11 protein-coding genes are annotated in these 12,629 nt (G+C 42.4%); 10 read left to right on the top strand and 1 reads right to left on the bottom strand.

From position 1 onward, the window contains the following. Nucleotides 1–11 precede the first annotated feature (11 nt). From argB to J7E52_RS03400, 6 genes are all read left to right on the top strand, one after another. A complete protein-coding gene (argB, locus tag J7E52_RS03425; RefSeq protein WP_214743705.1) occupies nucleotides 12–785 on the top strand; it encodes an acetylglutamate kinase in 774 nt (257 codons plus the stop codon). Further along, complete coding sequence (locus J7E52_RS03420) at nucleotides 782–1,933, top strand: acetylornithine transaminase (RefSeq protein WP_214743704.1); 1,152 nt, start codon at nucleotides 782–784, stop codon at nucleotides 1,931–1,933. Before argB ends, J7E52_RS03420 begins: the two co-directional genes overlap by 4 nt. Nucleotides 1,934–2,014: 81 nt before the next feature. Beyond that, complete coding sequence (locus J7E52_RS03415) at nucleotides 2,015–3,097, top strand: carbamoyl phosphate synthase small subunit (protein WP_214743703.1); 1,083 nt, start codon at nucleotides 2,015–2,017, stop codon at nucleotides 3,095–3,097. Next, nucleotides 3,090–6,209, top strand: a complete 3,120-nt coding sequence (locus J7E52_RS03410; RefSeq protein WP_214743702.1) for a carbamoyl-phosphate synthase (glutamine-hydrolyzing) large subunit — start codon at nucleotides 3,090–3,092, stop codon at nucleotides 6,207–6,209. The genes J7E52_RS03415 and J7E52_RS03410 overlap by 8 nt, the downstream gene beginning before the upstream one ends. Next, on the top strand, nucleotides 6,206–7,165 hold the full coding sequence (gene argF / locus J7E52_RS03405) for an ornithine carbamoyltransferase (protein WP_214743701.1): 960 nt from the start codon (nucleotides 6,206–6,208) through the stop codon (nucleotides 7,163–7,165). Before J7E52_RS03410 ends, argF begins: the two co-directional genes overlap by 4 nt. 126 nt (nucleotides 7,166–7,291) lie before the next feature. Beyond that, a complete protein-coding gene (locus J7E52_RS03400) occupies nucleotides 7,292–7,471 on the top strand; it encodes a YjzC family protein (RefSeq protein WP_034314546.1) in 180 nt (59 codons plus the stop codon). A gap of 54 nt (nucleotides 7,472–7,525) precedes the next feature. On the opposite strand, the gene J7E52_RS03395 is transcribed toward J7E52_RS03400, so the two are convergent. Continuing rightward, nucleotides 7,526–8,284, bottom strand: a complete 759-nt coding sequence (locus tag J7E52_RS03395) for an IclR family transcriptional regulator (RefSeq protein WP_214743700.1) — start codon at nucleotides 8,282–8,284, stop codon at nucleotides 7,526–7,528. A gap of 374 nt (nucleotides 8,285–8,658) precedes the next feature. On the opposite strand from J7E52_RS03395, the gene J7E52_RS03390 reads away from it, so the two are divergent. From J7E52_RS03390 to J7E52_RS03375, 4 genes are all read left to right on the top strand, one after another. Beyond that, on the top strand, nucleotides 8,659–9,606 hold the full coding sequence (locus tag J7E52_RS03390; RefSeq protein WP_214743699.1) for a fumarylacetoacetate hydrolase family protein: 948 nt from the start codon (nucleotides 8,659–8,661) through the stop codon (nucleotides 9,604–9,606). 1 nt (nucleotide 9,607) lies between these two features. Next, entirely contained in the window at nucleotides 9,608–10,099 is a 492-nt protein-coding gene (locus J7E52_RS03385) for a DinB family protein (protein WP_214743698.1), read from the top strand. 30 nt (nucleotides 10,100–10,129) lie between these two features. Further along, complete coding sequence (locus J7E52_RS03380; RefSeq protein ID WP_214743697.1) at nucleotides 10,130–11,242, top strand: cupin domain-containing protein; 1,113 nt, start codon at nucleotides 10,130–10,132, stop codon at nucleotides 11,240–11,242. A 125-nt stretch (nucleotides 11,243–11,367) separates the two neighbouring features. After that, nucleotides 11,368–12,570 carry an FAD-dependent monooxygenase gene (locus J7E52_RS03375; RefSeq protein ID WP_286197408.1) on the top strand — a complete coding sequence of 401 codons (1,203 nt, stop codon included), beginning with the start codon at nucleotides 11,368–11,370 and terminating at the stop codon, nucleotides 12,568–12,570. Nucleotides 12,571–12,629 lie beyond the last annotated feature (59 nt).

Raw genomic sequence — 12,629 nt, 5'->3', positions numbered from 1 at the left:
AGGTGAAAAGAATGGACATATTAGTCATAAAGTGCGGCGGCAGCATCATTAATGAGTTATCGGACTCGTTTTTCAATAGTGTTAAAGAGTTACAAAACCGCGGCTACCATATTGTCTTTGTGCATGGAGGCGGCCCTGATATAAATTCAATGCTTGAAAAATTTGAAATTGAACCTGTATTTGAAGATGGGTTAAGAAAAACGACCACTGAAGTGTTGGAAATTGTGGAACTTATGCTGGCAGGCAAATCAAACCGAAGCCTCGTTCATAAATTGGAAGCTCATGGCATCAAGTCAGTCGGTTTAAATGGCTCTGATGGCGGGATTCTTACAGGTGATTATATCGATGAACAGAAACTTGGAGCTGTTGGTGAAATACAACAAGTCAATACGGAATTATTCGGACTTTTATTCGAAAAAGGTTATTGTCCGGTATTGACGCCCATTTCAACTACCGTAGAAGGCACTAAATTAAATGTGAATGCGGATATGGCTGCCGGGTCAGTAGCGAAGGCACTATCGGCCGATATGTGTTTATTTGTGACCGATGTTAAAGGGGTCTTGAAGAATGGGCAGATCATTGAGGAATTGAATGAAACGGAAACGAAGAATATGATCATGGATGGAAGTATCCATGGGGGAATGATCCCGAAAGTCAATACAGCGTTGTCGGTGCTGAATAAAGGGATTGAAGAAGTGATGATCGTTAGTGGGAAAGATCATTTTTATCAAGGCGGACAATTTATCGGTACGAAATTTCTTCAGGAGGAAGGGGTATTTCAATGAGTTCTTTATTTCCAACCTATGCAAGGTGGAACATTGAGCCTGACACAGCGTCAGGATTGAAGATTACGAGTGCAACAGGTAAAGAGTATCTGGATTTCACATCCGGAATCGGGGTTTTGAATCTTGGACATTGTCATGAAAAGGTGAAATTGGCGGTCACGGAACAGCTTAATAAATATTGGCATGTATCGAACATGTTTCAAAGTTCCATACAGGAACGGACAGCAAAAATGCTGGCTGATGCCTCTGGTTTAAGTCAGGTGTTCTTTGCCAACAGCGGTGCTGAGGCGAATGAGGCAGCTATCAAACTAGCACGTAAAGCTACCGGGAAAAGCAAAATTGTCACATGTCAGCAGTCTTTCCACGGCCGTACGTTTGCAACGATGGCTGCAACGGGGCAGGATAAAATCAAGACTGGTTTCGGACCGATGCTAGCTTCGTTCGAATATGTTCCATTTAATGATAATGATGCAATGACAGCAGCCATAGATGAAAATACGGCAGCTGTAATGATTGAAATAGTTCAAGGAGAAGGCGGCATCCATGTTGTAGAGCAATCATATCTGGATGCGATTCAAACTAAATGCCAAGAACACGGAGCTCTCCTTATCATAGATGAAATTCAGACTGGGATAGGACGTACAGGGAAACCATTTGCATTCCAGCATTTCAATATCCAACCGGACATCATCACTTCAGCAAAGGGGCTGGGAAATGGCCTACCAATCGGGGCGATGATTGGGAAGGAAGAGCTGTCCGAGTTCTTTAATCCTGGAAGTCATGGATCCACTTTTGGAGGTAATCCCGTTAGTGTCTCAGCAGCCGAAGCCGTGTTAAAGGAAATTTTCCAATCAGGGTTTTTAGAGGAAACCGTTAAAAAGGCTGAATACCTTGAGAGCGAATTGGCAAAAGCATTGAAGGACATAGAAGAAGTGAAAGAGATTCGCGGTCTGGGAATGATGGTCGGAATTGAATGTAAACAAGATGTTCAGGTGTTTTTAATGGAACTGCAAGAAGAGGGCTTACTTGTATTGAGTGCAGGTCCTAAAGTACTTCGTTTACTCCCATCCCTGACAGTTACCGAATCGGAGATCGATAGGGCGATAAGTAAAATTAAAAAAGTATTGGCAATAAAGCAAACTGTCTAAATTCAATGAATTTTTATAGAATAAAATGAATAATTATGCTATTATATATATAAATATACATCATCTAAAGAGGTGAAGATCATGAAAAGCTATCTATATTTAGAGAATGGTTCCGTCTTTGAAGGGGAACTGCTGACTAAATCGACTGAAAAAACAATCACTGGAGAGATTGTCTTTTTCACAGGAATGACCGGATATCAAGAAGTGTTGACAGATCCTTCATATAAGGACCAGATTGTCATCTTCACATACCCACTGATCGGAAATTATGGAATCAATGAACATGATTTTGAAAGTAAGAAGCCGCATGTTGCCGGTGTGATTGTATATGAAGGAAATATGAGCCATTCCCATTATCAAGCTGAATATTCACTTGGTGAATATTTAGACAAGTGGAACATTCCTCTTTTAAGCCATGTTGACACAAGAGCGGTCGTTAAGAATATAAGACAGGAAGGTTCCATGCAGGCAGTCATCACGGCGGAAGAAAAATACAATGTAGTGCCTGGCCTGAATGGTTTATCAGCCCACGTTGCTGAGGTATCCACAAAGGTTGTAGAGAGCTTTGGGGAAGGCGACAAGCACGTGGTAATGATGGATTTCGGCTATAAAAAATCCATATTGGATTCATTGGTCGAGCAAGGCTGCCGAGTCTCTGTCGTACCATTCGATACTGAATTCGAACAAATCAAGGACTTGAAGCCAGATGGTATTTTGCTTTCAAATGGGCCTGGGGATCCAAAACAGCTTGAATACCTCTTAGGAAACATTAAAAAGATCATTACGAATTTTCCAACGATGGGCATCTGCCTGGGTCATCAATTAACGGCCCTTGCCTTAGGTGGAAATACAAAAAAAATGCTGTTTGGACATCGCGGTGCGAATCAGCCCGTGGTCGATTTGAAAACGAAAAAGGTGTATATGAGTTCGCAGAATCATAGTTATGAGGTTGATGAACCGAGCCTTCAAGGAACATCGCTGCAAGTGAGATTCAGAAACGTGAATGATAACACGGTTGAGGGGCTCATGCATGAAGACTTGCCAATCTTCACTACCCAGTACCACCCAGAGGCAAATCCAGGGCCTATCGAGAGTTCATTACTATTCAACGACTTTTTACAAATGATAAATGATTATAGCGGGAGAGAAAAAGCTTATGCCTAAGGACAACACGATACAGACCATTTTAGTGATTGGTTCGGGGCCGATTGTCATCGGGCAGGCTGCCGAATTCGATTATGCAGGTACACAGGCCTGCCTTGCTTTAAAGGAAGAAGGATATAAAGTCATACTGGTCAACAACAATCCTGCAACGATCATGACTGATGATATGAATGCGGATGCTGTCTATTTCGAACCATTAACAGTCGATGTACTGGAAAAGATCATTTCCAAAGAAAAGCCGGATGGCCTGCTCGCTACATTAGGCGGTCAAACAGGATTGAATCTTGCTTATCAATTGGATGATGCTGGAGTACTTGAAAAATATAAAGTCAAATTATTGGGAACTCCGATCGACTCCATCAAAAAAGGGGAGGATCGTGAACTGTTCCGTGAATTGATGTTTGAAATAGGTGAACCCGTTCCCGACAGTACGATTGTCCATACACTTGAAGAAGCGTTGGCCTTTGCGGACAAAATCGGTTTCCCCATCATCGTTCGTCCCGCTTATACACTCGGCGGAACTGGCGGTGGGATTGCCGATTCACTGGACAGCTTTAAGGAACTTGTACGGGGTGGACTTCAAGAAAGCCCGATTACACAATGCTTGATTGAAAGAAGCATAGCTGGTTATAAGGAAGTCGAATATGAGGTTATGCGAGATGGCAACAATACGTGCATCACCATCTGTAATATGGAAAATATCGATCCGGTAGGGATCCATACAGGTGATTCGATCGTCGTGGCACCATCACAGACTTTATCGGACGATGAGTTTCAGATGCTTCGTGCCGCATCCATTAAAATCATTTCTGCTTTAGGTATCATAGGCGGCTGTAACATTCAATTTGCACTTGATCCGTATAGCAAGCAATATTATTTAATAGAAGTGAACCCGCGCGTCAGCCGTTCATCGGCATTGGCTTCCAAAGCAACAGGTTATCCCATAGCACGCATAGCCGCAAAGCTCGCTGTCGGCTATAATTTATCGGAGCTCATCAATCCTGTAACGAAAAGCACATATTCAAGCTTCGAACCTGCTCTTGACTACGTTGCGGTGAAGTTCCCGAGGTGGCCATTCGATAAATTCACGACCGCCAACCGCAAATTGGGAACACAGATGAAGGCGACTGGTGAAGTGATGGCTTTACACCGCAGCTTTGAAGGGGGAGTCCAAAAGGCCGTCGATTCTTTGGAATTAAAAACGATTGGACTGCAGCTATCATCACTGAAAAATAAAACGGTTCCTGAACTTTGGGGAAAGCTTGCCGAAAAATCTGATGAACGAATATTTGTCATTTTTGAAATGCTTAGAAAAGGTGTGACGATTGAAGAAATCCATGAAGCGACAGCCATAGATTATTTCTTCCTTAAATCCTTTGCGTCATTGATCCGTTACGAAATGGAGATTGAAGCTAAGGCAATCGATCAGGTAACAAAGGAAGAGCTGCAGATATACAAGGAAAAGGGCTTTTCCGACCGCTATCTTGCTTCCGTATGGAAAGTAAGCGAGATGGAAGTGAGAGCATACCGCAAAACACTAGGCATTACGGCTGTCTACAAAACGGTTGATACATGTGCAGCAGAGTTCGAATCACATACGAACTATCACTATTCAACATATTTTGGTGAGAACGAACAGAAAAAAACTGATAAAAAGAAAGTCTTGATGATTGGCAGCGGTCCGATCCGCATCGGACAGGGAATAGAATTTGATTACTGTTCGGTTCACGGTGTTTATGCACTTCAGGATGAAAATGTTGAAACGATCATGATCAATAATAATCCGGAAACGGTAAGCACGGATTTTGCGACGGCAGATCGCCTTTATTTCGAACCGTTAACTCTTGAATATGTTCTTAATGTAATAGAAGCGGAAGATATAAAAGATGTTATCGTCCAATTTGGCGGGCAGACTGCGATAAACCTGGCAAAAGGCCTTGAAGAATACGGTGTAAATTTGTTGGGGACTTCCTTCGATACTCTTGATCAATTAGAAGATCGCGATCGTTTTTATCAGCTTCTTCAAAAGCTGGATATCCCCCATGTACCGGGTTCAATGGCTAATGGTGAAGAACAATTAATTGCCCGTGCAGAGGCAATCGGCTTTCCAGTGCTCTTACGCCCATCCTATGTAATTGGCGGCCAGGGAATGGAAATCATCCGCTCCAAGGAAAGCTTGTTGAATAGAATGGCTAATGGAACGGCACTTGTCTATCCTGTGTTGATTGATTCCTATATCCCAGGGAAGGAAGCCGAAATCGATTTGATTGCTGATGGAAATGATGTATACATTCCCATCATTGCCGAACATATAGAGAAAGCAGGCGTCCATTCAGGGGATAGCATGGCATTATTGCCAGCTCAATCCTTAACGGATGATATCAAAGATAAAATGACCCTTTATGCTAAAAAACTAGTTAGTGAACTTGGTTATAAAGGACTTATGAACATCCAATTCGTGATTGAGGGAAATGGTGTATATGTATTGGAAGTGAACCCTCGTGCAAGTCGGACAATTCCAATCATCAGTAAAGTGACCGATGTATCCTTGGTCCAAATAGCGACAAAAATATTGCTTGGGAAATATTCATTGTCAAATGCGTTCGAAAAAACGGGCTTAATGGAAGAAATTCCATATGCTGTCGTCAAATATCCTGTATTCTCTACATTTGCACTAAGCGGACTTGATTCGAAGGTAGGTCCGGAAATGAAATCAACAGGTGAAGGAATCGCCATCGGAGAAACGGTAAATGAAGCGTTGACAAAAGTGTTCCATGCTCAAAAAGCTAAACATACTACAGGTGTTTATCAATCAGAATCAGTCCAATTAAGTGAAGATTTGTTAGTGCAAATCAAAGAAGCCGGTTTAACATTGGGGAATTCAGATTTTGATAAATGGTTAAATGAAGGAAATGCGGCGGTCGTTTTGGCATATGGAACAACGGAGGAAGATAAGAAGCTAAGGTTACTTGCAGCGAAATACCGACTGCTTGCATTTACGGAAGAAGAGACGTTCAAGGCCTATCTACAATCGTTAGAAAATGCTGATCCAGGGGTTACCTCGCTTCAGGAATGGCTTGTACCATATTCGAAAGGAGTGTCACACGTATGAGTTCAATGACGGCACCGACACAAGCGAAGATTTTAAATGGAAAAGACTTTTTGACCATGAAAGAGTCTACACCAACGGCAATTGCAGATTTGTTAAAACTGGCGCAGACCATTAAAGGCAAATTGCAAGCCGGTGAAGAATATACGCCTTTAAAAGGGAAAACGCTGGGGATGATCTTTGAAAAATCGTCTACCCGTACCCGTGTTTCTTTTGAAGTAGGCATGATGCAGCTTGGCGGACACGCATTGTTCCTAAGTGGCAATGACTTGCAAATTGGACGTGGTGAAACCATTTCCGATACTGCAAAAGTCCTTTCTGAATATATTGATGGCATCATGATTCGTACCTTCGAGCATGAAAAGATCCTGGAATTGTCAGAAAATGCTTCTATCCCAGTCATAAATGGGTTAACAGATCTTGCACATCCTTGTCAGGTGCTTGCTGACTTCTTGACGATCATCGAGATAAAAGGGGAGCTAAAAGGCTTGAAGATGAGTTATATCGGTGATGGCAATAATGTTGCCAATTCATTGATGGTAGGCTGTGCAAAAATGGGAATGGATTTTTCCATTGGGTGTCCTGACGCCTACAAACCTGATGAAAAGGTCGTCGCCTATGCTAAAAAAGTGGCAGAAGAGACAGGCAGTGAAATTTTGGTGACAACTTCAGCTTCGGAAGCCATAAAAAATGCGGATATCGTCTATTCCGATGTTTGGACCTCCATGGGGCAGGAAATCGAGAATGGTATCCGCTTAGAAGCTTTTAAAGATTATCAAATCAATGGTGAGCTAGTAAAACTTGCTAAAGAAGATTATTTATTCATGCATTGCCTGCCTGCACATCGGGAGGAAGAGGTAACTGCTGAAGTCATCGATGGACCTAATTCCGTCGTTTTCCACCAAGCCGGAAATCGTCTGCATGCCCAAAAGGCGGTCCTGGTGGACTTAATGTCTTAACCAAAAAAGGCGTCCGCTCTCTGAGCAGGCGCCTTTTTTGGTTCAAGCCGCTTTCCTAATTTTTCTGACATGAAAGGAAGGAACCTGGTAATAATAACAGGGAAAGCATGTAAAGGGGTGAAATCTATGGGGCAAAATCGTCAATTTAAGCCAGGTCAGAAGGCACCTAATAATGGGACCTACGTAGAAATCGGTGAAACGGGCAGCACGGTAGTGAATCCGAAAATGGTAAAGCTTGATGCAGGGGATTCTTTTCCTGAAACATCCAATCATAACCGGATATGGACATATAAGCGGAAGCCATGAAACATCTAAAAGCAGGAAAAAGGAATGATCGCCATCCTTTTTCCTGCTTTTTTTCTATTCAGCGGAATAACCGAATATATTCGAGATTTCCAAACAGCTCTTCCTTAAATAGTGGCTTAAAGGATCTTCATAATGATCAGGAATGCTCTCGGTGAACCCAACGGCAGTGATCGCTCCCAATAATTCCGAATTATAATTAAAAACCGGAATGGACATGGAGGAAACGGATGGTACAAGGGGCTCTTTTGCAAAAGCTATTTTGTATTTCCGAATTTCATCATATTCATTTGTTTCCTTAAGGAACGAGCCTGTAACATTACGATCTTTTTCAATCCATTCCGCCGTCAAGGAAGGATCCTGAAATACAGTGAATACCTTTCCGGAAGAGGATGATGGCGGAAGTCGCGTACCTAACTGTGCCCCAATGTTCAAGTTTTGGTTGGAATTCCATATTTTTGCCGTGATTGGTCCATCATATGTCCAAACGGAAAAAAGGACCGTGCAAGAAGTATGGTGACTGATTTCCTGCAAATAAGGAGTTATTCTGCTCGTGACATCCTCATTGCCTATCGCTGCCATTCCGTATTGAATCAATTTGCTCCCAAGGTGATACATGCCAGTTGTTTTATCGCGATATAGTAACTCCAGTTGAGTCAAAGTATTCAAATACTTATAGAGGTTACTTTTCGTTATTTCCGTTAATTCTTGAATATCAGAGAATCTTAAAGGAGTTCTTTGGGAAGCAAGTAAATCTATGATGCTCATCCCTATTTGTAATGATTGAATCGTCGAACCGGATTTTACGATTTCCATAAATCAATCTCCCTAATCTGTTTTAATTTAGGTCTAGTATATCAGAATCTGTTAAATATAAATGAAATTCAGCAGAAAAACCGCCGTCTTCTTGAAGCTATCAATATACTTTCCTCTTACTTTAGCGCATTTTTTATTGATACCGAAGTACTGATAATGGTGTAGATGATAACATTTGCACAAAATATTGCAATAATTTCTTGACAATATTCCGAAAATTGAGTTATTATTTATATAAATAGTGAACAATGTTATCTATAAGTGAAATTGATAAGGTGTACAGTCATTCAAATTCTGGTTTGTGAAGCAGAATTAGGATGGTGGCATCAAAAAGAGGTTTTTAAAAAATCCAGATTAATAAAGGAGAATGAAATATGAGATTAGTAACTTTCAGCAGTCAAGGATTCAAACGTATTGGTGCAATTTACCCGAATAATGCAGTAGTTGACTTGAACTATGCCTATCAAGCGCTTCTTGAAAGCGAAGGGAAACTTCGCAGTGAACAAATCGCTGAAGCGTATGTCCCTGCAACAATGGAGGAGTTTTTACAGGGAGGGAATGAAAGCCTTTCCATCGCGAAAAAGGCGGCGGACTATGCATTGAACAATCGTGATTCCTTCAGATATAAATTGGTACATGAAATTGAAAATATAAAGCTTGAGGCTCCTGTCCAAAAGCCAGGCAAAATTATTTGTGTCGGACATAACTACCGTGAGCACATTGCTGAAATGGGTCGTGAACTGCCGCCATTCCCTGTGGTATTCGCTAAGTTCGCCAATACAGTAATCGGTCCCCAGGATGATATACCGTTTTTCCCAATCTCTGAACAACTAGATTATGAAGCGGAATTCGCTTTTGTAGTCGGACAAAGGGCACGTAATGTTTCAAAAGAAGATGCTCTTGATTATGTTGCTGGTTATACAATTGCGAATGATGTCACTTACCGTGATATCCAACGGCGTACACTTGAGTGGCTTCAAGGGAAAACGGTTGAAGGAAGTGCTCCGATGGGGCCCTGGTTAGTCACTTCCGATGAACTTTCCGATCCATCTGGCTTAAATGTCCGATTAACGGTAAATGGTGAAGAACGTCAAAAAACGAATACATCCAACTTCGTATTCGATGTGAAGTATCTAGTTGAATTCTTATCGAACTTAATGACTCTTGAACCAGGTGACATCGTACTCACAGGAACACCGGGCGGGGTAGGAGTAGCCCGTGATCCACAAGTGTTCTTAAAAGATGGTGACGTTGTCAAAATCGAAATCGACAAAATAGGTTATCTTGAAAACCGTGTGCGACGTGTCGGGGAGGGAAAATAAAATGGCTTATCAGGAAATCGGGACATCAATCCAATCGGTTCAACAATCAATCGACCACATTCTTGAGACAGTGGCAAACCTACCGGAAGAAACGATCCGATTTAAACCAGGAGAGGATGAATGGTCAATCATGCAGATACTTTCCCATTTAGCTGAAGCCATTCCTTATTGGTTAGGTGAAGTGGAAACTGTAATAGCGATGCCTGGAGCCGAATGGGGGCGTGGATTGCAAGATCCAGCCCGATTGGCAGCAGTTACCGATACAGACAAACTCGCTGTTGATGATGTCATGAGGCAAGTGGAGGAGCTTAAATATAAAGTGGAGAGCGGTCTTGGGAATTTAGATGAAGAAACACTATCCAATGAATCGCCACACCGGAATTTCGCTAAATTCGGAAACAAACCGGTTTCGTATATAGTCGATCACTTCATCGATGAGCATATTTCAGGACACTATGATCAAATTAAGCGAAATCTTTCCAAAGTCCAGTGAGGAAAGATAAAAAAGAAAGTAGGGATTAATATGGCTGAAAAATCGGAATACATGAATAGTACAATCGTAAAAGATTTTACAAAGGATATTCAGCAGTATAACCTTGGCCCGCTGTGGGAAGCCATTCCCGCTCTGATGGACCATGAACCTAAACCTCATGCACATGCTTATTTATGGAAAGAAGAGCTTTTGACAAAAAAATTGATGGAAGCAGCTGAAATCTTCACACCTGACCGAGGCGGGGAACGCAGGGCCATTTATTTCCAGAACCCTGGACTCACTTATCGTCAGCCTTGGGGATGGGCTTCGACAACACAAACGCTATATGCAGCGGTTCAGCTATTGTTGCCAGGTGAAGTGGCCCCTTCCCACCGTCACTCCCAAAGTGCCCTTCGTTTCATTACGAATGGTGAAGGTGCCTACTCCATCGTGCAGGGAGAAAGGATCTTCATGGAAGAAGGAGATTTCTTGATTACGCCTAAAAACCTATGGCATGGCCATGGACATGTTGGCGAAAAACCAATGATTTGGATGGATGCCCTTGATATCCCAACCATCTATTCCATAGGTGGCACTTTCTTTGAACCATATCCAGATCGGATTGAAACGCCTAAACGGCCGGATAATTTTTCAGAGCTCCGTTATCAAGGCGGTATGGTTCGTCCAGTATCCGACCGTTATTCACAAGTGGCACCGCTTGCCAACTACAAGTGGAAAGGCACCAAAGCAGCGATAGAAGGATTAATGAATTTTGAACCGGACCCATATGATGGTTTCGCCGTGGAATATATCAATCCATCAAATGGCCAAACGGCCAATCCGACGATGGGGGCATGGATGCAGAAACTTCCGAAAGGTTTCCATACGAAAGCACATCGCCATACCCATTCCACAATTTATCAAGTGCACCAAGGGTCAGGCTATACGGTCATTAATGGAGTGCGTTTTGACTGGTCCAAGGGAGATTATTTCGTCGTTCCGAATTGGGCATGGCATGAGCACGTTGCAGAAGCGGATTCTTACTTATTCTCGGTAAACGACCTACCAATAATGGAGAGATTCGAATTGGAACAGCAACAAGCATTAGACGCAAACAATGGTTACCAAAAGGTTGAAAGTGAATTCAAGCCTGTTTTGGTTTGAAAATGATCTGTATGGAATCTTCAGCTTAAATCCTGATGAATATATGGAATGCCAGTCGAATGAAAACGCTTACTGTGGTAGTGGTCTGCAACATTGGCTAAAAGCAACTAATATAGGGGGAATTGATGATGAACACAGAAAATAAACCATTCATCGTTATCGGTGGGGGAATTGGCGGATTGGCAACTGCTTTAGGAATCGCAGAAACAAAACAGTATGTAAAAGTCCTTGAACAAGCTCCCGAATTTGGTGAAATTGGTGCAGGGATTCAGCTTGCAGCAAATGCCACCAACGTATTGCAGCGTTTAGGCGTCATGGATAAAATCAATGAAATTGCAGTATTTCCAAAAAGATTGGTGCTGATGGATGCTTTTACCGGAAAAGAGCTTTCCGCTTTGGATTTAGGTGATGTTTATAAAGAAAGATATGGAGCTCCGTATGTTGTTTTGCATCGTTCCGATTTGCATAAAGTACTGGCTGAAGCATGTGAAAAGAACACGTATATCGAACTGGTTACGAATCAAACCATTATTGAGACAGTAGAAAATGAAGGTGAAGTGACGGTTACCTCTGCCAACGGGTCACAACATTCAGGAACTGCTGTCATTGGAGCCGATGGATTATGGTCCAAGGCAAGGAAACTTTTTGTGGAAGATCAGCCGGTCTGCTCTCAATATGTTGCATACAGGGGAGCGATCCCGATGGAAGAGGTTACGAGCCATGGAGATTTAGATGATGTTTACATGTGGATTGGGCCAGACCTTCATCTTGTTCAATATCCGGTTAGAAGGGGAGAACTATACAACCAAGTAGTGGTCTTCAAAAGTTCTCAATATACGGAAGAAAACGAAAAAACAGATCAATGGGGAACCCCGGAAGAAATGGACCGTGTATTTGCCGGAACTTGCGAGCTTGTTCAGAATGCGATTTCATTCATTCAAAGGCAACGCCGCTGGCCGATGTATGACCGTTTACCAATTGATAATTGGACAAAAGGAAGAATTACGCTTATGGGCGATGCGGCACATCCGATGCTTCAATACTTGGCACAAGGCGCTTGCCAGGCTTTAGAAGATGCAGCTTATTTGTCGGATATGCTTCATAAGCATGGGAATGACATTGAACAGGCATTTTTGGAATATCAAGAGGAACGCATTCCGCGCACGGCTAATGTTCAAACGAGCGCAAGAATGTGGGGGGAAATCATTCACAATACGACCGATGCAGGCATTCTGCTTCGAGATACGATCCTTGCAGGTCGGACGGATAAGGATTTCCAATTCGTCGATGAATTTCATGGTTATAATAAAACGGCCGTTAAAGCATAATCCGTTTTGTTTCATCCTTATGCATTTTACAAATGGGTCTGCCTTTCTTCTATATGAAG

Source organism: Bacillus sp. ISL-34 (assembly GCF_018613325.1).
GTDB lineage: Bacteria > Bacillota > Bacilli > Bacillales > DSM-1321 > Peribacillus.
The sequence above is the reverse complement of the archived record's forward strand: the minus strand, read 5'-3'. Positions and strand labels throughout refer to the sequence as shown.